This window comes from Pedobacter sp. R-06, from assembly GCF_049913135.1.
In the GTDB taxonomy this organism is placed as follows: Bacteria; Bacteroidota; Bacteroidia; order Sphingobacteriales; family Sphingobacteriaceae; genus Pedobacter.
Genome location: NZ_CP183977.1, coordinates 1,363,534 through 1,387,653, shown reverse-complemented (window position 1 = coordinate 1,387,653; position 24,120 = coordinate 1,363,534). Strand labels below are relative to the sequence as shown.

Sequence of the window (24,120 nt, the reverse complement as noted above, 5' to 3'; positions counted from 1 at the left end):
CGGCCAGGATGATCCCAAAGCATTTTTAAATATCCGTGAAATTAATCAAAATATAAGTTGGGCCCACTACCTGAAGTAATTTGCGAGGTTGGCTACATAACTGTAAGTCAGATTTTTTAAAAAATTAAGAGGACAATTGCATCGTGGGGACCTATTCAGACTTCAGATAAACCAATTATTTACACCCAAGCCTATCATAATTAATCAGCAGCAAAATAATAATGATAACAAAGAAATTCTTTTCCTGGAGATAATCGCTAAAAATAGAATGTACTCCTAAAGAAATATCACGATATTTTCGCTTTGTCGAAAAGAGAATATTACGGAGAAAATCAGGGTTCAGTTTTGGGTTAAAAGCACTTGGCTATTCCTTTCTCGCAAAGTAATTTAATCAAATAGATTATCTGCATAAAAAAGAAGCGAGTTTTTGTTGAGTCAACCAAAAACTAAATACAAAGCACTGATATCAAACGCTCTAGCCTATCTATAAAAGCCTTTGGCTTCACAAAAAATTTTAAAATAATCCGCGAATTCTTAATAATCTTGCAGCTTTCTTCTTTCCTGTATATTGGCTTTTTTTTTTAAAGCTTCAATCCCGCTTAACCGAGAGCAACCCAGCTACTTGTTTGGTCCGCTATCAGTCAGTAGCAATGAAATCTTTTTGCCAATATGCATTATTTATGTATGTTAGTACATCCAAGCAACATGTCGTATAAACACCATAATGATCAGGAACTAGCTGACTTACTCAAGTCTGGCGACCATTTGGCATACGCCGAAATTTATCACCGCTATCATGCTACATTATACATACATGCATTTAAACGACTTCAATTAAGAGAAGAATGCAGGGATTTGGTTCATGAACTCTTTACCACCTTATGGATTAAACGAGCGGAAATAACTTTTAAGACTACCCTTTCCGGATATCTTTATACTTCAATCAGAAATAAAATATTCGACCTGCTGGCAAAGCAGAAGTTAAAAAAATCGTACACGGAATCCATTCAAGATTTTGCAGAAAAAGGCCTCGTAACAACCGATTACCTCGTCAGACAAAACCAGCTAAAGGCCATTATAGATCAGGAAATTGCCAACCTTCCTCCCCGAACCCGTCAGATATTCGAACTGAGCAGAAAAAACTTCTTAAGTCATCAGGAAATCGCAAAAGTGTTAAACCTGTCCGAGCAAACGGTAAAAACTACAATAAACAATGCACTAAAGGTGTTACGTACCAGACTTGGATCCATGTTTTTCCTCTCGCTCTGATTTTTTTTAAAATTCCTTTACCCCCTAAGTTATTCTACTTCGTCTTTAACCCCTGAATGCGGAAGGTACGCTCCTTCGCCTTTTAACAATGATGCAAAAAGAGGAAATTAACGAGCTTTTACAAAAGAAACAGGCAGGTAACTGTACACCTGAAGAAATTAACTTTTTAGAGAGTTGGTACGCCCAATGGAATAAAGATCTTCCCCTGGGTTTAACCGAAGAGGAACTACTCGAAGACCTGTTCATTATAAAAAAGATGACCAGTACCCTGCCAGCCGAAAGAAAGTTCAGCACATTAAGTCAAAAACTATTAATTGCAGCATCGCTGCTGGTTATGATAAGCGTGGGGCTTTATTTTTACCTGCATAGCCAACGCACTGATTACAATCTGGCGCTTCACGACATTCAACCTGGTAGCAATAAAGCAACAGTAACCCTGGCAAATGGCCAAAAATTTGATTTAAAGAATTTAACCAGCGGAGTGGTGGTTGATAAATCCGGACTGGAATATAACGACGGAACAGATATAAGTGAAATCGGCTCGATGAAAGGAGCAACACAGCAACTCGTACTATCTACACCGAAGGGGGGTCAGTACCAGATCACGCTCTCCGATGGAACCCGTGTATGGTTAAATGCCGCGTCCTCATTAAAATTCCTTTCCAGCTTCGCTGGTCAGAAAGAACGCCGGGTAGAATTAACAGGAGAAGCTTATTTCGAGGTTATCCACAATGCGAAACAACCTTTCCGGGTAATAAGTACTGGCCAGATCGCCGAAGACCTTGGAACATCTTTTAACATCAATTGCTATACTGATGAACCCCTCAGCAAAACAACCCTGGTAGAAGGAAGCATGCAAATTCAAAGTCTAAAAAATACCCAGAACGTAAAAACTGTAGTATTAAAGCCTAGTCAACAGGTTTCTATTGATGCTGAAGGTACAATAACCTCACGGTTGGTGAATACAGCAGAAACATTAGGATGGAAAAACGACAACTTCATCTTCGACGGAGAGAATTTAAATTCGTCCATGCTCAAGATTGCAAGATGGTATAATGTAGATGTTGTTTATGAACCAGGGTTAAAAGTAGCTTCAACACCTGTTCTGGACGGATTAGTGTCGAGAAAAAGTAAATTGTCTGAAGTACTGAAGTGGATAGAAACTGTTAGTGGAGTCCGTTTCAAAATAGAAGGAAGGAGGGTAACAGTGATGCAATAATTACTTTCCTAAAATGCCAAATCACCAGGGGTGCTGGACACACCCCCGATAATTACCTGGCATTCAGTTAATAAAAATTACTAACCAAAACCTGCAGTAGCCAACAAATTGACCTAAGCGGCCGCTGCACAAACCAAATATAACAAAATGTATAGATTTTATGCCAGCAAATCGGGTGTAACAGACCGTTATATCCGTAAAATATGGATGATTATGCGCCTAACCACCATCGTACTCCTTTTCACGCTAATGCAGGTAAGTGCGGCAAGCTTCGGCCAACGCATCACCCTTAATGAACGCCGGATATCATTAAAGAGTGCATTAGAAAAGATCCATAATCAAAGTGGATATAATTTCCTGTTCGACAGAAAAGTCCTCAACGGGATCAATCCAATTAGCATTTCTATCCAAAATGAAGAATTGGAAACCGCAGTAAAGAAAATCCTGAATAATCTCCCCTTAACCTATGTCATCGATGGAAATACCATCCTGATCAAAGAAAAAGAAAGTTCACTTCTGGACAAGGCCGTTGATAAACTGAGCAGCATTTTCAGTAGCCAGGAAATACGGGGCAAGGTAACCGATTTAAAAGGGAACCCCATTCCAGGAGCAACGGTACTCGTTAAAGGAACTAAAAAAGCAACCTCTACAGATTCGGACGGAAATTTTAAAATCCAGGCGGATAAAAATGAAACGCTGGTCATTCAGATCGTAGGCTTCATTACCAAAGAAATACTATTGGGCGAACAAACAGAAATCAGCATCAGCCTGACAGAAGAAGACAAATCCCTTGAGGATGTAATAGTAGTTGGTTATGGTAAACAAAAGAAGGTAACCATTACCGGCGCAGTTAGCACGATCAATATGTCGGATATGCAGACCCCTAACCGTTCACTTTCGAATTCTTTGGCCGGTAAAGTAGCTGGGATTATCTCTATGCAGCGAAGCGGTGAACCAGGTTATGACAACGCTTCTTTTACCATCAGGGGCATAGGAACTTTTACCGGCAATACAGAACCACTTATTATCATTGACGGCGTACAGCGGGATGATGTAAACAGTTCTTTCGGAGGCTCCTACAATAACATAGACCCGGAAGATATACAAAGTATCTCCTTACTTAAAGATGCCTCTGCCACCGCAGTTTACGGCGCCAGGGGAGCCAATGGTGTGCTGATCATCAATACCAAACGGGGTACTGCTGGTAAACCACTCATTTCCATAAAAACCGAAGCCTCCATGTCTGGCCTTACTAAAACACCAAAAATGCTGGATGGTGTTTCCTGGATGAGGCTCTATAACGAAGCCAATATTAATGACGGCAATCAACCTGTATATTCAGAAGAAATTATCCAGAAAACAGCAAGTGGCCTGGATCCTTACCTCTACCCTAATGTAAACTGGATCAAATCAACCTATAAAAACTGGGCTCCTGGTTTTAATACCAATTTAAATGTAAGCGGAGGCTCTCAAAGTGTGAGATACTATGTTTCCGCCTCATTTTATAACCAGGATGGCAGTTATAAAGTGACCAAACAAAACGACTATAATCCAAATTTAAATTTTAAAAGATATGATTTCAGGACCAACCTTGATATCGACCTCAGCCCGACAACGCTTTTGTCCATGAACCTGGATGCCATGCTGGTGAGCAGCAGGTACCCGGGTTTGTCAGCAAGCAGAATCTGGTATAATGCCTATTTAACCCCGCCTATCGCTTTCCCGATCCAATACCCGGACGGATCATGGGCCGGTCCCTTCAATAATGGGGGGAGCAATCCGCTCAATGAAATTCAAAATTCGGGTTACGCAGCAGAATTCCGCCCTACCATACAATCCATTTTCTCCATCAATCAGAAATTAGACCGTTTTACTCCTGGACTGAGCGCAATGGCCAGGTTCTCTTTTGATTCGTACAGTGAAAACGACAATAGGCGAACGGGAAGGAACAACCTTTTCCTGGCCAGTTCAAGAGATGCTGATGGTAACCTGATCCTTAACCAATCGAGGATCGGAGAACAGTTCCTTGGTTACTCACAATCATCAAGCGCAGAGAAAAAAATGTACCTGGAAACCAACATCACTTACGACCGCAGGTTTGGCCATCATCATGTTGGCGGCTTATTTTTATATAATATGCGCACCAGGGTAGTTAGCTCAGCAGGAGATGTGATTTCTTCTATCCCTTACAAAAACCAGGGCATGGCTTTCAGGGTAACTTATGATTATGCAGACCGTTATCTGCTCGAATTTGATGCAGGTTATACGGGTTCAGAAAACTTTGAGCCAGGCAAAAGGTTTGGATTTTTCCCTTCTGTTTCAGGGGGTTGGGTAATTTCGAACGAGCCTTTTTTCAAAAACCTATCGGCTACGGTTAACCTACTGAAAGTTAGAGGTTCTCATGGAGTTGTAGGAAATGATCAGATTGGAATTAACAACGGTCTCAAAAGATTCCCTTATCTGAGCCAATATGGGCCAGGGAGCTCTATAGGGTTGGGCTTTAATGGAACGATATTTAATGGGGTAACAGAAAGTGTATTTGGTGTAGAAAACCTGACCTGGGAAAAAGCGACCAAAGACAATTTCGGTACAGAAATCGGTTTGTTCAATAAACTTAATATTACAGTAGACCTGTATAAAGAAAGAAGAAAGAACATCCTCATTGCCCGTAGTTCGCTCTCGGGCATTCTAGGTGTAACCGGAACAGTATTCGCCAATTTAGGAGAGATGAATAATCAGGGGGTAGATGCCAATGTTGAATACAACGAGAAGATTGGAGGGGTATCGCTTCGCCTTTATGGAAATTTCACCTATAACAACAATAAGATCGTTGAACGGGATGAACCTAAACAGCTATATGCATATCAGCAAGCAACCGGGCAGAAATTGGGAGACAACCTCATGTACGTCGCTGAAGGTTTATTCACTTCTACTGAACAGATTGCTGCCAGTGCAAGCCAGTTTGGTGCAAATTTAAAGCCGGGAGACATCAAGTACAAAGATATGAACGGTGATGGGGTGATCAACAGTTTCGACAGGGTGTATACCGGAAAATCAGATGTTCCAACCAAACTTTATGGAGCAGGATTTACGGTAGGTTACAAAGGCGTAGACCTTTCTCTTTTCTTCCAGGGCATTTCCGATGTATCATTTATGGCCAATGGCGCTGCAGTAACAGGTGATGGAGCAAGTGGCGCAGGTATAGTACCTTTTACAGGCATGGGTCAATATCCTTCGGGCATGCTGGCCAATCTGGAAAACAGATGGACTGTTGAAAACCCTAGACAGGATGCATATTATCCCAGACTGGGGATTTCCAATCAGAACAGCAATAATTATCAGCCAAGTACCTGGTGGTCCAAAGATGGCAGCTTCGTCCGTTTAAAACAAGCCACCTTGGGTTATAAATTTTCGGATGCTTTGCTAACAAAGGTATCGATCAAGTCAGTGTATCTGTATCTCACAGGTCAGAACTTACTCACTTTCTCCAAATTTAAATTGTGGGACCCGGAACTTGGCGCCAACGCGGCAGGCTACCCGCCTTTGAGAACATTTGCGCTGGGACTAAAAGCATCCCTTTAAAAGAAGTATTGATCAATTACAAGCATAAAAAAATATTCTGATGAAAAGCAAATATTTAATCATCATAGCAGTAGGAACATTGTTTTTAACTAATGTCCTATCGGCATGCAAACACCTCGATGAAAAGCCAGATAACCTCCTTACTTCAGAGATCCTTTGGAGCAACCGGGCAAATGCAGAGTCTTACCTTTATAACATTTATGGTGCAGTGCTCGAAATCGACTTTGCACATATCGGCATTAGCGATGAAGCATCTGTTTCTATCCCGGGAACAAATATCAGACAAATGGTTGCAGGAAACTGGAGCCCTGTAAATGCCTATTATGACCATTGGGACCATTATTATACCGGCATCCGATCAACTTTTATTTTTGAGGCTAATATCGGAAAGGTACCTGAATCGCAGTTGAGTTCAGCTTTAAAGACTCAATACAAAGCAGAGTCAAAGTTCTTAAGGGGCTGGTTTTATTGGCAGCTGATCAAACAATACGGCCCAGTGGTAAAATTAACCGGTGCCCTTGCCCTGGATGAAGATTTTAATAAATACCCCAGGAATACTTTTGATGAATGCAAAGACTACGTGAATCAATTGATGGATGAAGCAGCCGTTGATCTGCCGGTAAGCTGGGCTTCTTCCAGCAATTATGGGCGGCCATCAAAGGGATCGTGTCTGGCTGTGAAATCACAGATCGCGCTTTGGGCTGCCAGTCCACTATGGAACGGAAACCCGGCACTCAGCTCGCTAAAAAATCAGGATGGAAAAGCGCTCGCTCCCACATCATTTGATCCAAATAAATGGAAACTTGCTGCAGATGCCGCGAAAGCGGTGATAAACCTCAATGCTTATAAATTATTCACCAATCTGGATAATGGCGGCACCAGGTTTGATCCTTATTTTTCTGTACGGGATCTCTTCCTAACCAATTGGAACAGCGAAATCCTTTTTTCCAGAAATTCATGGAACTTTTGGGGTTACACCAAAGCTTCTTCACCCAATCCTGGCGGGATCAATCTCTACAATGCAACTCAAAATGTTGTGGATGCTTTCTATATGAATAATGGCCGTGCTATTGATGATCCTTTGTCGCAATATAACGAAACCGGCTTTGCAGAAAATAATAGCGATCAGAGCTGGGGACATAAAAAGGGCCAATGGAATATGTATGCCAACAGGGAAGCCCGTTTTTATGCGTATATCCAATACAATGGCCGACCGGTATTGCCTGCTCCTACTGTTGACGATAAGAATTATTATTCTTCAGCCGGCAATATTGACGGTACCGGACGAATAGAATTTTATTATTCAGGCAAAGCTGGCGCCAAAGCCACCGGAATCACCAATAACATCACCGGTTACAACTTTCTGAAAAATATAAGCCCTGCTGATAACATCAGACAGGATGTCACTAATTACAGGCCTTTCATCATCATGCGTTATGCTGAGATCCTGCTCAATTACGCTGAAGCCTTAAATGAGTATGACCCTTCCAATCCTGAGGTTGTGCAAACGCTAAACCTGGTCAGGACCAGAGCAGGTTTACCCGGTATTGAAACCGTATATCCTAATGCGGTTGGAAATAAGGAACTCATGAGAAAATACATTCTTAAAGAAAGACAGGTAGAGTTATGCTTCGAAGGTGATAGATATTATACACTCATCAGAAGACTATTATTAGGTGCTGCTGAAAATCAAACAATCTACACCATGAATGTGAATGAAGATGACGGCGGACTTGGATTTGGCTTTACCTCTTTTTACAAGCGCACATTATTTCAAAAAAGAGCGTGGGAGAACAAAATGTACCTCTTCCCAATTTCTCAATACCAACTCGACCGCGACAGGGCCCTGGTACAAAATCCAGGTTGGTAATTAAAGCATCATAATGTATTTAAAAAAGAATTACATGAAAAGATTCATCAATATAATGGCAGAACGGTCGCACTTGTTAAGCTGCATGATCTGTCTGTTGCTCCTGATCGCAGGCTGCAAAAAAGATAAAACTGACGGTTATAATCCTTCTTCTCCAATTGCTATTTCAGATTTTATTCCCAAAAAAGGTGGAGGTGGCACGGAAGTACTGATTACCGGAACTAACTTCACCACTGATCTCTCCAAAATTTCTGTGATCTTAAATGACCTGCCGCTTAAAGTAATTGGGGCCAGCGCGACACAGATCATGGTAGTAGTGCCAAAAAAATCAAAATCAGGCCCCTTAAAAGTGAAGATAGAAAATAAAGAAGCTTCTAGTGAGGCCATTTTTAATTATGAATATACACGGACAGTTACAACCCTTGCGGGCTCCGGTAAAGCAGGATTTGCCAACGGCAAAGGAACAGATGCTTCTTTCAACTTTTCCGGTCAAAATTGGTACAGAAGTTCAGGCATCGTGGTAGACGACCAACTCAATGTCTATGTAGCTGACCCAGGCAATCATTGTATCCGAAAAATCGATCCGGAAGGAAACGTGAGTACCCTGGCAGGTAACCCTGCCCTTGCTGGTTATGCAGATGGTAAAGGCAGCGCAGCAAATTTCTCTTTGCCTTATGATCTTGCAATTGATGGCAGTGGAAACCTATATTGTGTAGACCCTGGCAACTGGGACATCAGAATGATCACGCCAGATGGGCAGGCCAAAACATGGGGTTTTGGCAGACAGGAACCCTGGAGCATCGCTTTTGACAAAAGCAGCCGCAAGGTTTTCTACTCGAGTTGTTCGAGCCCTGGAAGCGTTTATCAGATCGATGCTCAGGGTAACACCAAGGAAACCATTTCGGGTCTCAATTATCCTGCAGGAATTAAATTTGACCATGCTGGTAATTTATTCGTATCTGCGCATGGTGACCAGGTCATCAGAAAATTTAATGCCGGTACATGGCAGGGAAGTATTGTTGCAGGCCAACAAGACAAAATAGGCTATATAAACGGCGACCCCAAATCGGCACAGTTTGCCTATCCATGGGGCATTGCCGTAGATAACAACGATAATATTTATGTGGCCGGCAATGGAACGGGCGGTGGCAGTACCAGCAATCCTGATCAAAGCATCCGTTTCATCCAGGCTAATAATTATCAGGTAAGCACCTTTGCAGGAAGCAACACTGCAGGTTATACAGACGGATTTGGACAACAGGCTTCTTTTAGCGCACCTGGCGGCGTTGCCGTGGATAAAAACGGGACCGTTTATGTACTGGACAAAAACAATAACAGGATCAGAAAGATCATCTCAGAATAATTTAACCAAGACCTCATTTCAGTATTATATGAAATTTTATTGTTTTTTAGGCCTGTTTTTGGTAGCACAAACCCTGGTTTGTGCTACCAAAACATTTGCCGTTACCTACCAGGTTAGAAAGAAGCCCCACAAATATTACGTATCCGTTAATGGCTCGGACAATAATACCGGAAGTATTAGCGCTCCTTTTCAAACCATTAACGCTGCATTAAATTTAGCTGAACCTGGAGACCAGGTATTGGTGAGAGGTGGGACTTACCATCAGCAGGTAAAATTTACCAAGTCGGGAACGCCAGGCAAACCTATCAGCCTTCGAAGCTATCCTAAAGAAAAACCAGTTATTGATGGCAGTAAAATCGCCGTCACCGGATGGCAGGCATTGATCACGATCAATAATGTGAGCTGGGTAACCATCGATGGTTTTGACATTTGCAACCTCCACAGTTCTGTGGTCAGCACAGATCCCCAGGGCATTGCAATTTACGGCAGCGGACAGCACATTGCTGTTAAAAACTGCAATATTTACAACATCAAAAACAATACTACGCTTGCCCAGGGCAGAAGCGGGCATGCCATACTCGCTGTTGGGAACGGCACCATGCCCATCTCAAACCTGTCGATTACCGGTTGTACCGTCCACGATACGCAAACCGGAACAAGTGAAAACGTAACCCTTGCCGGGAATATAGATGGCTTCACGTTCAGCAACAATAAAGTTTATGATACCGAGAACATCGGTGTTATTGTAGCCGGTGGCGACGGCCTTAATCCCAATGGAGCTATCGCTACAAACTATGCCCGCAACGGGATCATCAGTAATAATATTTTTCACCACAACTCCATGACCAAAACGCCTGAAACTTGGGGAGCAGACCGATATGGTGCAATTTCCATTTACGTTTGCGGAGGAGCCAATACCCTGATTGAAAACAATATCGTTTATGAAAGCGACAGAGGAATCGGTCTGGTTAGCGAAAGCAATATCTATCCCACAAGAACAACTACCGTAAGAAACAACCTGGTTTACAAATGCTACCGTGCCGGCATTTACCTGGGTGATTATTTAAATTACACTATTTCCGGGACTAAGAATTGCTCCATATTGAACAATACTTTATTTCAGAACAACCGCGTATTAGGGGCATTTGGAGAAATTGAGGGCGAGATCAGACTGACTGAACACTGCGATAGTAATGTGATCAGGCACAACCGCGTTTATGCCGGCCCTCAGGATGTTCTTTTACATAAGTACACTTCAACCGGAAGTCATAATCTCATAGACCATAATAGCTATTTTAGCACAGGGCAGCCACAATGGATCTGGAACAGCACCAATGGTAATCCAATCACAGATTTCGAGGCCTGGAAAAAATCCAGCGGCCAGGATAACAACTCTGCCTTTAAAATCGTCAACTCAAAGTTTTACGCTAACCGCCTAAAAAAATGGAAAAGATCCCTACCATCAAAGATATAGCCAAACGGCTTAAAATTAATCCTTCAACGGTATCCAGAGCACTCAAAGGTCATCCAAGTATTGGCCTTGTTACTACAATGAGGGTCAATAAAATTGCGAAAGAGCTGAATTATCATCCTAATCAAAATGCAATTTTCTTAAAACAGGGAAAAACCTTTACGGTTGGCGTTGTGCTCCCAGACATTGCAGAGCCCCTTTATTGTTCCATCCTGAGTAAAATCGAGCGTTTTTCCCATAACAGAAATTACAATGTAATTTTTGGTCAGTCGTTTGATAAACCAGAGCAGGAAAGACAAATCCTCGAAAACATGATGAACCTGAGGGTAGATGGTATTCTGATTGCCCTTAGCAAACCTAAAGTACCTTCAAAGCAGATTGAACAGCTCAGAAAGTACAATATCCCTGTTGCCATTTTAGACAGCAGGAATATTGTTAGTGATCAGTCTCATCAGATCATTGAACACCTGTTTTCAATTTTAGAATTTCAGCAACTACCTCAGATAGGGGCTTAACCTTCCCGTCTGCTTTGAGTTCCATATTCTGCTCTACCCATGCACGCTCCCACCAAAAAAAGTTGGGAGCCTGTATGTTTTTGCCCTGAAGCTCGCTCTGTAAATATTTGATGTACATCTCCCACCTTACCAGGTAATAGTCCTTCATTAACCCTCCCCATTCCTTATATGCATAATCATGCAGGTTATCTTCCGCCGGGTTGTTTTCACCCCAATAGGTGACCAGCATCATCGCGTTATGTATGTTCAGCTTTTTCTCTTCCTCAGTTTTCCCTAGGTTTAATGCCTGAATTTTGTAAGTATTTAACCTGTAATAAGGATGGGCAGATAACAGATCATCAGTTAAGCGGATCATATTAAGAAACTGAGCAGACACTTTGGTAAACTGCTCAGTATTTCTCTCATTGTAAGCCTTAACCATGGTCTGAAAAACCTGCTCCCCATCATTGGCCAGTACCTGTCTCAAGATATTGATCAGGTCGATCTGATAGGTGTCAGAATGCTTAAATTCGGGTACTGCTTTTGCAAATTCCAGGGCCGCCTCTTTAAATTTGAGAAGATCATAGGTTCTTACCCGGGTGCCCCAATGGGAAACAGCTTTTGTGTCGAGTGCTGGGCGGATACAAAACACAGATTCACTTGCACCTTCCTGATACCCCGGAATGCTCTGATAAATGGTTTCCAGGAAACCCTGCCAGGCTTTATCAATATGAGGATTTGAATTTCCATAACGATATTTAGCATAACCACTCAACCAGTCTTTAACCTCCACGTGATCATCTCGCCAACCCAGCTCCAACATCAGATCATATACAGGAGGATTATTATCCAATCCTTCGGGCATAATCCCTACACCACTTAACACACCCTTGTAGGGGCCTTTTCTGATCCTGTCTACCTCATCTGCAAAGCGTTGCAGTTTTCCATACAAACCTGGCCTCTCACCAAAATTATTCACTACACTCCAGATAAATGGTGTAGAATCGTAGCCCTTTCTCTTCTCCCAATTATTGGTGAATTCGCCAAACAGCTCCTGTACCAGCACATGCGACTTATCAAGTCCATCGAGCATTTGCTGTTTGGGATTATCCTGCCAGCCTTGAAGCACCCAGGTTGATCCGGGAAAACTCTTTTGCATTTCCTGTTGGATAGACCTGCCTGCAGTCTTTAAATCTATGCCTTCGGTGATCCCACCTTCATGAAAAGGATCTCCTGCAAAAAAACGGATATCCTTTCCATATGCTTTCCGGAGCTCACTATAGTATATCCCTGCTATTCTGGAAAAGTCGGACCGGTCAGGTACTAAAATATCAGGCCGTTTAAATGCCCCCCAGGTTTTTTGGTCAATGATCTGCGCTTTACTTTTATCCTTCAAGGAACTTGGAACCATCCCATAAAAGCCTTGTAAAACAGGTGCTATTCCCAGTTCTTTCATCCTGGCCATCATTTTTTGCTGCATAGCTTTACGGCCATCGATCTCACTTTGAGGCATCGGACCTCCCCACCCCTGAATGTTTCCCATCAGCCACCATGCGGTATACGCTGGTCCTACTAAAAAATCGTTAATCTCCTGATCAGAATAGCCGATCTGTTTCAGGGTATTCTGCCATACGGCTTCCATGCCATTTACGGTGAGCATCAGGTTAACGCCATTTAAAGCCATCCAGTCAAGCTCATGTTCCCAATCTTTCCAATCGTAAAAGCTCATGGTATAGTTATAGGTACAATAGTTTAAGGCATAACGGTATTTGGCGGGGGCTTCAACGCGTACACGCGCCTTCACCTGTGGGATTGGGTATACCACAGAAAGGTTATCGCCCATGTGCGACATGGAGCGGTTACAATAGTATTTTAAATACCAATTTAACCCAACTGCAGCAGCATTGGCACCGGAAGCACTAATGATGAGTTTGTTCCCCATGCTCTTTAGCTCAAATACATCCTTCTGATCGTTTTTTAGCCGCTTAAAAACTACTTGATCTGATAACCATGGTGTTCTTCGCTTTATCAATTCCTGTACCGACTTAAACGGCTGTCCCAAAAGATTCAAAGGGATTAAAAACAAAAGTAAACAGGTAAATTTTCGCATAAATTATTTGGTTTTCTATTTCAAAAAGACCGAAAGTAAATAAAATAAACATTAAAAATTCACCCGAAATACGGCCCTGATTGCCTTAAAAATTACACAATCGATTGTTTCATATGCCGCAATCGATTGTGTAATTTTTCCATATTTTATTCCTTTTTTTTTTGATTAGCATTGTTTAAATATTTGTGTTTTCCCATCATTCAGTCATGAAAAAACAGTTAATCGGTTTAATATTTTCTATGCTTTCCGTTGCCTACATCCCATCGGTTTTAGCCCAGCAGGAAACAGCAGCACCTTTTAAGATCAGTACAGAATCTTTTATTCTACACGGTAAACCATTTGTGATCCGTTGCGGCGAACTGCATTTTGCCAGAATCCCAAAAGCTTACTGGAGGCAGCGCCTAAAAATGGTCAGGGCCGTTGGCTTGAATACCGTCTGTGCCTATCTGTTCTGGAACTTCCACGAAACTACACCGGGCAAATTCAATTGGCAGGGACAGGCCGATGCGGCCGAATTCTGTAAAATCGCACAGCAGGAAGGATTGTATGTGATATTGCGCCCGGGGCCATATTCGTGCGCCGAATGGGAATTTGGTGGTTTTCCTTGGTGGCTACTGCAGAAAAAGGATATTAAACTGCGGACACAGGATCCCTACTATTTGGAACGTAGCCGTTTATACCTGAAAGAAGTTGGACGTATTTTAAGCCCCTTGCAGGTTACCCATGGTGGTCCTATCCTGATGGTACAGGTAGAGAACGAATATGGCAGTTACGGGAGCGATAAAGACTACCTGTTAAAACTCAGGGGTTACCTGAAAGATGCCAAATTCGACGTTCCGTTTTTCACCTGTGATGGAGTGGTCCAGCTAAAAAACGATGTACAAAAAGACCTTTTTGCCGTGGTCAACTTTGGAAGCAATCCCGAAGCAGGTTTTAAAGCCTTACGCGAGGTTCAGCCTGAAGGACCTTTGATGTGTGGTGAATACTACCCTGGATGGTTTGATTCATGGGGCAATGCCCACCATACCGGTTCCGCTGAACGCATGGTAAAAGAGCTGGATTACATGCTGCAGCAGAAAGCCTCATTCAGTATCTATATGATCCATGGCGGAACTTCCTTCGGTTTATGGGCAGGAGCCAATTGCCAGCCCTATTCACCTGAAACTTCCAGTTATGACTACGACGCACCCATTAGTGAAAACGGGTCGGCAAATGCTAAATTCTATGCCTTACGGGACATGCTCAAAAAACATCTTCAACCAGGAGAAGTTTTACCTGAAATACCTCCAGCTATTCCAGTACAAAAGATCGCGGCATTTAACCTAACCAGCGTAGCGCCTATCTTAAGGCAACTGAGTAAACCTAGACTTTCCGATACGACCTTAAATATGGAAGATCTTGCCCAGGGATACGGCATGATGGCTTATGAAACCACCCTGACCGCAGGAGCGAAAAGTACGCTCGACTTTGGAGAAGTGCATGATTATGCAGAAGTATACCTGGATCAGAAACTGATTGGTGTATTGAACAGAATGAAAAATGAGCACAGCATTGCCCTCCCTGCATTAGCTAAAAATACCAGGCTCCGTATATTGGTGGAGGCTATGGGCAGGGTAAATTTCGGGGAGTACATGCACGACCGTAAGGGTTTAATTGGTGAGGTTTACCGCATAGGCCATACTTCAAAATCTCTGCTAAAAGGATGGAAACACTATTCTATTCCCTTAGGAGAGGGAAATCCAGCTTTTAAATATCAGCCCATTGGAACGGCTGGAAAAATAAACGAACCGGCCTTTTATAAAGGCACTTTTACGGCACAAAACAAAAAAGATTTTTACCTGGATATGCGCTGGTTTAAAAAAGGTATAGTCTGGATCAATGGACACTGCCTTGGACGTTACTGGAATATTGGTCCTACTCAAACCATGTATGTTCCCGGCGTGTGGTTACATACAGGAAAAAACGTGGTGGTCGTTCTCGACCTTCACCAACCGGTTGCAGCACGTTTACAGGGATTGGAAAAACCGATCCTCGATAGCCTTACTGAGGTGAAAGTCAGCAGCAACCACCGTAAAGGCAGGCAGCAGTTTGGAAATAATGCCAGCCATCTGATCTATAGCGGAACAATGCAAAATTCTGCTTCCTGGCAAATCTTCAATTTTCCATTAAAAACTGGCAGATATATCGCCCTTGAAGCCTTAAACAACTTTGCAGAAGATGCATATACTTCCGCGGCCGAATTAGAGCTTCTGGACGAAAATGGCAAAGAAATCCCAAGGACCTTATGGAAAATCGTATATGTAGACAGCGAAGAACTGAAAAGTCAGGATGGCAAATCAGAAAATGTGTTTGACCTTCAATATACGAGTATCTGGCATAGCCAATGGAAAGATCAAAGACCAAAACACCCGCATCAGGTTATTATTGATCTGGGCGCACAGATAGGCATTAGCGGCATAAAAATATTGCCGCGGCAGGATATGGAAACCGGCAGGATTAAAGACTTCAGACTATATCTGGCCGAAAAATTATTTAATGGGCTATAATGGATAAAACGCTATTCCTGATGAGATTTAGGCCTTTATTCTTACGAACAAAGGAATAAGATCTCCTAGTAGGAAAATATTACCCAATGACTCAACGATATTGGCACAAACGTAAAACGATACATAATTTTATAGTATATTAATTGACTAACTATAAAACTAACCAGATATATGAAACCGCAACTATTAAAAGTTTCGACAGCGCCTACACAATCTTTTAGTGTAAGAAGAGACCTGATTCCTCACATGAACAACAAATGGCACTATCATCCGGAAATTGAGCTCATCCATCTTAAAAAAGGCGTAGGAACGCAATTTATTGGCGACAATATTAAAAGTTTTAGATCAGGAGATATTGTACTGGTAGGGCCTCATTTGGCTCATTACTGGAGATTTGACGACAGTTATTTCAAAGACCAGTCGAAAGCACGTGCCGACGTCCGCGTGGCACATTTCAGCGAGAACTTCTGGGGAGACCAATTTCTTAACCTACCAGAAAACAAAGCCATTAAATCATTGCTCGAAAGCAGCAGAAGGGGCCTACAGGTGAACGGCAAAATTAAGGCAAAAGTAGCAGACCTGCTGGAAAAAATGCTGGTATCAGACGGCTCGGCCCGTATCATCCTGCTAATGGAAGCGCTTAACCTGATTGCCAACTGCACCAATACTGTTAAACTTTCATCTATCGGCTTTAAGCAGGATTATGACGAGACCGCAAATATAAAGATCAATGCGATATACAATTTCACACTTGAAAATTTCAGGAGGAAAATACACCTGGAAGAAATTGCAAATGTGGCTGTAATTAGTCCAAATTCATTCTGCAGGTATTTTAAATCTAAAACCGGCAAAACATACTCTCGGTTTTTGACCGAAATAAAGGTTGGGCATGCTTGCAGATTATTGATTGAGAACAAACTCAACATTAAACAACTGTGCTATGAAAGTGGATTTAATAACATGGCCAGTTTTCATAAATATTTCAAAATCACTACTGGAAAAAGTCCGTTAAGTTATCAGCGGGAATTTATTTCACAACGCACCAATTAACTGGCTTGCCATCATCACGATCTGCAGATTCTTTATTTTCTTCGGGAAATGGTGTACCCCTTCCCGAAGAAAATTGTATGTAAGGCAAACTGATTCATCAGGCACCTACTAAACGGCATCTTTAATTCAAAAAATAAACCCTGACTGTGCAGGATTAAAACTATTAATCTATCAAGGCTGCAGCAGTCCACAGAATCGGTGCCTGCCCATGCAGATCGCCTACTATCCTTTTACGGTCGATGTAATATTGTTTATCGTTTTTCTTATTGGTGCCTTCGCACACATCCTTTACATCGGCATTTTCGTCCAGGCGAGATACAAGCGCTAGCCAGGCTTTTCTTACCGCTGGAGCATACTTTTCTTTCTCTAGCCAACCTTTTTTCACACCTACCACCAAGGCATAAGCAAACATTCCTGTTGATGAGCTCTCCTCCCACGATGTAGGCTCGTCTATCAATTGCCTCCACATGCCTGATGGCGCCTGGTAGGACAACAAAGACCTCATCATGGTTTCATAACCCTTCATAATTCGTGGGCGATTAGGATTGTTTGCAGGCAGGGAGCTTAATATTTCGGCCATGCCCGCCGCCATCCATCCATTACCCCGCCCCCAAAAGAAAGGAACATCCGGCGCATGATAAAATAAACCATTTGGTTTCTGAAGTGAATCCAGGTACATTACCATTTCCTTAGCCGCCCTATTGATATATTTTTCATCCTTCGTAGCCCGGTAAGCTTGCGCCTGTAGTGCCGTAATCATAAACATATCGTCTATCCACATCCGGGTGTGCCACGAATAACCATTTTTAAAGGCTGCTAGTTGGACCGGGCTAACTTTTACGCCAGAATCTGGCATAGCCCATTGTTTATCAGCAATGGTTTGCCCCATTTCTTTATATTTTTTATCGCCTGTTTGTATAAAAAGCTGAAGTGGTACGGATCCAAAAACCGCATAATCCACATTGGTTACCGGCGGGATCATGCCAGCTTCCTGGGCGAACATAGGTTCGAACCTTTTGATCAGCTCATTTTTCAGGTTGCGGTTAGCCGATGCCTTGGCGAACTTTAGTGCACCGTACCAGGCACAGCTTTCTGCATATGTAATTACCCTTGGTGGGCTTGGTCTGTTAAAATTGGTGTGCGGAGTGGCTATGAACCTGATAGCGACTTTAGTGCCTATTTCCTCTGGTGAAACGCCTTTGGGCCATTTTTTTAAATCAGCAGATTGAGAAAAACTTATAAAAGGGAAGCCAAATAGCAATCCTAAGATTACGATAATATTTTTTTTCATTGTGTATATATTTCAAATCAGTTAAAGCTAGAAACAGCATCCAATGGTTTACTTTTTCCCAAATTGAATATCCGGCGGCAACCTTTGCTTCAGATATTTGTTTTTATGGCCCATAAGAAACAACTTAAAACACAGTTATTTAGCAATATTCTTTCCTGTTAATCGCAATTGAAGTTGTGCTTCGAACAAAGATCGGGGCAATACTTCATCTCCTTGGGATTCATTGATTCCCACATTTTCAAAAGTAACTTTCTGATTAGATTGGAAGCCCACCAAAAAAGGTAGTGCAATCGAATAATTACGCCTTCTAACCAAATCCCAAAAATTATAGTGCTGCTCTTTTGCAGACTGATGCCTAAAATTCCATAATACCAAATATTTAGCATGATGCGGATGACCAGGCTCAGGGCCTCCCAGGTTGTAAAAAACCCCGCCCTGAATATCATCATACAAAGTTGCAAAAGGTTGTCCAGAATGGATATCGATATTTTGGTCTGTACCTAAAGTACATTGTGTAATTACTGTATTTACAGCACTATAACCTGTTCCTGCACCATGATGCTGCGCATCATTGAAATTGCAATTTTTGATTAAAACGCCGTAACCGGTACGGGCATGAACAGAAGCGTGACCTTTCTTACCTGTAAAATTTACGTTCAGTACACTAACCTGATAGCCTGAACGGATGAATAAACCTTCATTCCAATCTTGGAACTCGCAGTTCCGTACCCAGCTATTTTTCACATACTCCATACCTACCGCTTCATATGCATAATCGTGTATCGCATTTTTGTGGTGAACAAACGCTTCAGGGTAAGTTTTCCAGTTACTGGTAAATCTGATATCTTCTATACCGCATTCTCCAATCGAATTATAATTTAAAAGCTCGAAAGGAGCACTCTTTACTAAAATAAGGTCAAAATGGATCGGATTTTTAAATTTCACCCTGTTCCCCTCGATTTTTTCGATAGTATGAATCTCATTGATCAACATTCCACCATCTTTACCGAATAACCTTGTCCATTGCGGTTTTAGTACCAGTGGTGAGAAGTACAACCTGGTGAATTCTTCACTCCTGTGCTTTAAAACAACATCCATTCCTATTTTTAGCCGGGCAGTATTTTCCACTTCTAGCCAAAAGCTTTCACGTTCTGCATTTTTAGTAATTGTTGTTAATCTATTTTGAGCATTCCCGGCAGGTTTAAACAAAATTTGCCTGCCATTAATTCTCATTTTATCCTGATAAATTTCTGTCCCGCCTAGTCCGCTACCACTTCCTTTTAAAACAATATTGCTCTTAGAAATTCTAACCTGCTTGGTACTATCATTATCTTTTGCCAATAAAAATTTACCTGCCGGGAAGAAAACCACGCCGCCATCCACATTTTTTTCAGCAGCATCTATCGTTTTTTGAATAGCATCGTCATCATACAGATTATCATTGGGTTTAGCACCAAAATCGACTACATTAAATACCTGTTTACCTGAAAGGGATGGGATTTCTTTTTCAGAAAAATGATAGCCTGCATACGAAAAATCGGGTAAAACTGGTGTTTTGCCTTGTGCTTTGGCAGTTATAAAATCTTGCCAAAGTGGTGTTACTTTTTGCGCCTTTGCAGGCATAAAACATACAACAGATAAAATTAAACAGCTTAAAATCCTCATCATATAATTAATCTATTGATCCGGTTTTCATTTTCTCTTTACCCAATTCGCCAAACCAGGTTTGCATTTTGCCTTTCACCTCCACCTTAATTACACTCGCTACTTCATTTGGAGCCGATATTGGAAGTTTAAAGATCATTTCATCGGCCGCTTTGATCCAGCTTACTTTATTTTTGCTGTTTAATAACTGCGCAGAAACCATTTCATTTTTTAGGCCTTTCACTACCAATTCTCCATTTTTTGGCCAATCAAAAACAGAAAAATATAAGGTAGTATTTCCATTTTTAAGGTCTTTTCGGGTTACCCTGCCCCAGGTTTGAGCCGGAATAGGGCTTGCCTGAGTTGCGTATATGGCTTCGCTATAAATTTTCATCCAGGCACCTAAATCTTTTAAACGTTCTACACTTGCTTCCGGAAAAGAGCCATCAGGTTTTGGACCAACGTTTAATAAATAATTCCCTCCTTTTGAGGCAATGTCAACCAAATTACGAATTAAAGTGGCTGATGATTTCCAGTTGGTATCCGAGTTTCTAAAGCCCCATGTTCCGTTCATCGTCATACAGGTTTCCCAATCCTGCCCATCCAATTCACTCAGATTAGGAATTTTTTGCTCTGGGGTTTTGGTATCGCCAGGAAAATTAGGGCGTTTTAACCTGTCGTTAGTGATAATATTGGGCTGTAATTTTAACTGTGTTTGTAATTTCAGGGCTGCATCGTCGGTCATGTTAGTGGGTGTATCCCACCATAATACTGCAACATCACCATAATTAGTCATCAGTTCTTTTACCTGTGGTACTGCAACCCGATCTATATATTGTGCAAAAGTTGAAGTTTCTTGTGCCGGGTCCCAATGTCCTTTATGGGCTAAGGTATAGTTGTTAATTTGGGTACTATCCGGATTTGGCCAACCTTCGGCCACTCCCTTTCTCGCAGCGGCACCGCCTGGGTTTCCCCAATCTTGGGCTTGCGAATAATAAAAACCCAATTTGATGCCATACTTTTTACATGCCGCAGCCAATGGTTTTAATAAATCCTTTTTATAAGGCGTGGCATCTACAATATCCCAATCGCTTGCTTTCGAATCAAATAAAGCAAAACCATCATGGTGTTTAGCTGTAATCACCAAATACTTCATTCCGGCATCTTTGGCCATCCTCACCCATTCATCAGCATTAAATTTTACAGGATTGAATTGTTCCGCTAATGCTTTGTATTCCGCAACCGGTACTTTCATCCTGTTCATAATCCATTCGGCACCGCCACGGGTTTGCTGATGTCCATTATATTCTCCTGCCAACTGGGCATACACCCCAAAATGGATGAACATTCCAAAACGGGCCTCACGCCACCACTCCATTTTTTTGTCTTTTGATAATGCCTGCTGAGATTTGGCAATAGGGGCAGAAAACGCAAATATCAAAAGCAAGAAGCTGATTTTCTTTATCATACTATTTTATTAAGAAATGAAATTATAAACCTTTGTTTTTAAAATAAAATAACCAAACTAGCATTATTAATTTGGTTTATTTTACAACCATTGCTTGCACCGGTTTAAACCAGTTTGGGCCAATATTCTTTGCCTTTAATATTGATTTATCTAGGCTTGGGGCTACACTGCCTTTTGCATCAAGCAGGCTAAAACCTTTTTCAAGATCCTGTGGGGCCGATTTTGCATCCAGCATATTTCCGCTAAAAGTTACATCAGCTGCTTTATCTACCCAACTTACCGGGTTGGTATCTGCTTTTACCAGATTATCGGTAATGACTACTTTTTGCGGAGCTAATATTCGATCGGCATTTTTCCCAGCACCTATTGAAAAAGCCTCTTTACAATCAACAATGGTATTGGCTGTAATCTCCGCATTTTTTACCTGCCAATGGCTTACCAAAATTGGATTAGGCAGCCCATCCATCACCGAAATGGCAGCTCTTAAACCGGTACCAGTTAATCCCTGCAGATAATTATGATGTACTTTGTGGTTTTCACCAATAACACGGATACCACCGGTATTCGCAATTTTATTTCCGATAAAAACATTTCCAAATACTTCATTATTATTTCCATGGCGCAAGGTTAACGTACCAACGCTTTCGAAAAATAAATTATTAGAGATGGTGTTTTTACAAGATTTTACAGACACAATCTCGGTTTCACCATCGCAATGGGCAAAAATATTGGCATCAACTTTTGTAAATGAATCATAAAACGACCAGGTGCTGGTACCAATCCGAATGGTTTCTCCACCATTTCCACCGATATCCGGCCGAGGGCCAAAATAATTATGGTCAATCTGGTGGTAATTTGGTTTATCGGATAGCCACACCACAAGAGTTGGACCCCGATTAGTTTTACCTTCAAAATAACAATGATCTACCCGGTTACGGTTGCCGTAAAGGGAAGTAAATGTATACTCTTTAGCCTTATCAGGTGGATTATAACCCACAACTGAAGAATTTGTTAAACGGCAATTGACCGATTTTTCGGAAAATGTAATTACATCCTCGCCCTTTGTAAAACCATCTTTAAAAGATAAACCATCCGCAACTAAACAGGCACCTTCAAATTTTAGTGATGATGTTCCCGTAAGGAAAACTTGTCCGCCAATATCTGCAATTAAAGAGATAGGCTTTTTAAGGGTTCCGTTACCTTTAAAAACGAGTTGTTGATTTTTCCATTCTCCGTTTTTAAGTATTACTTTATCCCCTGGCAGTAATTTTAAAGCAGTCAGTTCATCCGCTGAGCTTATTTTATAGTCTTTTGTAAATCCGGAAATTGTACAAGCTATTAGCAGGCTTGTTAAATAGATTTTCAGGTTCATCGTATCTGGTTTAATTTGGTTATTTTTTTTATTTGCTATTATTGTCATTGCGAGCAGTAAAATCTGTGCCCGCTGAGGATTAAATGACAGATTCAGCATGACGTTAATTGTAGGCTTTTCATAAAACGGGTCTGTCATGGAGTAGATATAAAGCAATGGCAGCATGTCTAATACGTCTTTGTTATAAACTATTTTTATATCTTAATAAAGCTTCTAAATAATAGTAATCGGCATAATTTAGTGGTACATCTACCTCGCTATTTGATGGTTTTGAGCCTGTACTGTGCAGCAAAATAAAGCCTTTAGTCGTCCCAATCGGCGCAATATAGTTTGTGCTTAAACTTTTTAAAATCTGGTTTGCTTTTTTATAATAATCCTTGCCTTGATTGCTGTATTTGCTTAATTCATATAAGCCTGAAGCCATAACAGCAGCGGCTGATGCATCTCTTGGCTCGTTCGGAATTTTAGGTGCATTAAAATCCCAATAAGGCACTAAATCTTTCGGCATATTTGGATGATCGAAGATAAATTTTGCAATATCTTCTGCCTGTTTTAAGTAAACTGGATTTTTAGTGTAACGATAGCACATCGTATAACCATATAAACCCCATGCTTGTCCGCGAGCCCAAGCAGATTCATGACTATAACCTTGATGTGTATTCTTTTTCAGCACTGCACCCGTATTTGGATCGTAATCGATTACATGATACGAGCTAAAATCGGGGCGAAAATGATTTTTCATGGTGGTATTGGCATGGCTTACTGCAATCTTATAGAAAGATGAATCGCCGGTTAGTTTCGTCGCTTCAAATAACAATTCTAAATTCATCATGTTATCAATAATTACGGGGTTTACCCATTTATCCCTGCTATGATCCCAAGACAATATCACGCCTGTTTTAGGATTAAAGCGAGTTGACAAGGTTTTTGCAGCTTCAATAATCACCTCTTTATCATGGGCGTTTCCGGTTAAACGAAATGCATTACCTACGCTACTAGAAACTTTAAAGCCCATATCATGGGTGGTGCCATTGTTTTTTTCCTTTTCCATAAAGTTGGTAAACTTTCTGGCCTCTGCTTTCCATTCATCGGTTTTGTAATACTCGTCTAAATACCAAAGTACACCCGGAAAAAATCCGCTTGTCCAATCTCTGCTCGCCACCAATTTTAGCTTTCCATTATCTAATGTTCTTGGCGAAATTAGTTCTGGTTTGGCAGGGTCGGCAGCTTTTTCTACTTCCTGCAACATTAATTTGGTTTGGGCAGCCGCCTGTTGAAATGCTTTTTTAACATTTACTTCTTGTGCAAAAACACAGGTTTGTGTGGCTAATAAAATAATTGTGGCAATACTGTATTTAAGTTTCATCGTAA

Annotated in this window: 15 protein-coding genes; 9 read left to right on the top strand and 6 right to left on the bottom strand. The window is 41.5% G+C overall.

What is annotated here, in order from left to right; all coding sequences use genetic code 11:
• Positions 1 to 705 precede the first annotated feature (705 nt).
• The 7 genes from ACN9MR_RS05885 (at position 706) to ACN9MR_RS05855 (ending at position 11,289) form a co-directional block, all read left to right on the top strand.
• Positions 706 to 1,269, top strand: a complete 564-nt coding sequence (locus ACN9MR_RS05885) for an RNA polymerase sigma factor (RefSeq protein ID WP_426328676.1) — start codon at positions 706 to 708, stop codon at positions 1,267 to 1,269.
• 88 nt (positions 1,270 to 1,357) lie between these two features.
• On the top strand, positions 1,358 to 2,488 hold the full coding sequence (locus ACN9MR_RS05880; protein ID WP_426328675.1) for a FecR family protein: 1,131 nt from the start codon (positions 1,358 to 1,360) through the stop codon (positions 2,486 to 2,488).
• Between the two features lie 147 nt (positions 2,489 to 2,635).
• The gene (locus tag ACN9MR_RS05875) at positions 2,636 to 6,070 is read left to right on the top strand and encodes a TonB-dependent receptor (protein WP_426328674.1); all 3,435 of its coding nucleotides are present in this window, start codon (positions 2,636 to 2,638) and stop codon (positions 6,068 to 6,070) included.
• A 40-nt stretch (positions 6,071 to 6,110) separates the two neighbouring features.
• Entirely contained in the window at positions 6,111 to 7,940 is a 1,830-nt protein-coding gene (locus tag ACN9MR_RS05870) for a RagB/SusD family nutrient uptake outer membrane protein (RefSeq protein WP_426328673.1), read from the top strand.
• 34 nt (positions 7,941 to 7,974) lie between these two features.
• Positions 7,975 to 9,303 (top strand): IPT/TIG domain-containing protein, encoded by a 1,329-nt coding sequence (locus ACN9MR_RS05865; RefSeq protein WP_426328672.1) that lies wholly within the window; start codon positions 7,975 to 7,977, stop codon positions 9,301 to 9,303.
• Positions 9,304 to 9,331: 28 nt separating this feature from the next.
• Entirely contained in the window at positions 9,332 to 10,777 is a 1,446-nt protein-coding gene (locus tag ACN9MR_RS05860) for a right-handed parallel beta-helix repeat-containing protein (protein ID WP_426328671.1), read from the top strand.
• Complete coding sequence (locus ACN9MR_RS05855) at positions 10,747 to 11,289, top strand: LacI family DNA-binding transcriptional regulator (protein ID WP_426328670.1); 543 nt, start codon at positions 10,747 to 10,749, stop codon at positions 11,287 to 11,289. Before ACN9MR_RS05860 ends, ACN9MR_RS05855 begins: the two co-directional genes overlap by 31 nt.
• Here the strand turns inward: ACN9MR_RS05855 and ACN9MR_RS05850 are convergent.
• Positions 11,231 to 13,378, bottom strand: coding sequence for an alpha-N-acetylglucosaminidase (locus ACN9MR_RS05850; RefSeq protein WP_426328669.1), 2,148 nt, complete (start codon positions 13,376 to 13,378; stop codon positions 11,231 to 11,233). The two genes, ACN9MR_RS05855 and ACN9MR_RS05850, sit on opposite strands and share 59 nt — an antisense overlap.
• A gap of 206 nt (positions 13,379 to 13,584) precedes the next feature.
• On the opposite strand from ACN9MR_RS05850, the gene ACN9MR_RS05845 reads away from it, so the two are divergent.
• Together ACN9MR_RS05845 and ACN9MR_RS05840 are read left to right on the top strand one after the other, a co-directional pair.
• The gene (locus tag ACN9MR_RS05845; protein ID WP_426328668.1) at positions 13,585 to 15,924 is read left to right on the top strand and encodes a beta-galactosidase; all 2,340 of its coding nucleotides are present in this window, start codon (positions 13,585 to 13,587) and stop codon (positions 15,922 to 15,924) included.
• A 171-nt stretch (positions 15,925 to 16,095) separates the two neighbouring features.
• Positions 16,096 to 16,974 carry an AraC family transcriptional regulator gene (locus tag ACN9MR_RS05840; protein WP_426328667.1) on the top strand — a complete coding sequence of 293 codons (879 nt, stop codon included), beginning with the start codon at positions 16,096 to 16,098 and terminating at the stop codon, positions 16,972 to 16,974.
• Positions 16,975 to 17,137: 163 nt separating this feature from the next.
• Here ACN9MR_RS05840 and ACN9MR_RS05835 read toward each other — a convergent pair whose 3' ends face one another.
• From ACN9MR_RS05835 to ACN9MR_RS05815, 5 genes are all read right to left on the bottom strand, one after another.
• On the bottom strand, positions 17,138 to 18,265 hold the full coding sequence (locus tag ACN9MR_RS05835) for a glycoside hydrolase family 88/105 protein (RefSeq protein WP_426328666.1): 1,128 nt from the start codon (positions 18,263 to 18,265) through the stop codon (positions 17,138 to 17,140).
• Positions 18,266 to 18,400: 135 nt separating this feature from the next.
• Entirely contained in the window at positions 18,401 to 19,933 is a 1,533-nt protein-coding gene (locus ACN9MR_RS05830; RefSeq protein WP_426328665.1) for a DUF4955 domain-containing protein, read from the bottom strand.
• 4 nt (positions 19,934 to 19,937) lie between these two features.
• Positions 19,938 to 21,377, bottom strand: a complete 1,440-nt coding sequence (locus ACN9MR_RS05825; protein ID WP_426328664.1) for an alpha-L-fucosidase — start codon at positions 21,375 to 21,377, stop codon at positions 19,938 to 19,940.
• A gap of 76 nt (positions 21,378 to 21,453) precedes the next feature.
• Positions 21,454 to 22,749: a polysaccharide lyase 6 family protein gene (locus tag ACN9MR_RS05820; RefSeq protein WP_426328663.1), complete on the bottom strand. Its 1,296-nt coding sequence runs from the start codon at positions 22,747 to 22,749 to the stop codon at positions 21,454 to 21,456.
• Positions 22,750 to 22,930: 181 nt separating this feature from the next.
• Positions 22,931 to 24,115, bottom strand: a complete 1,185-nt coding sequence (locus ACN9MR_RS05815) for a glycoside hydrolase family 88 protein (RefSeq protein ID WP_426328662.1) — start codon at positions 24,113 to 24,115, stop codon at positions 22,931 to 22,933.
• Between the last annotated feature and the right edge of the window lie 5 nt (positions 24,116 to 24,120).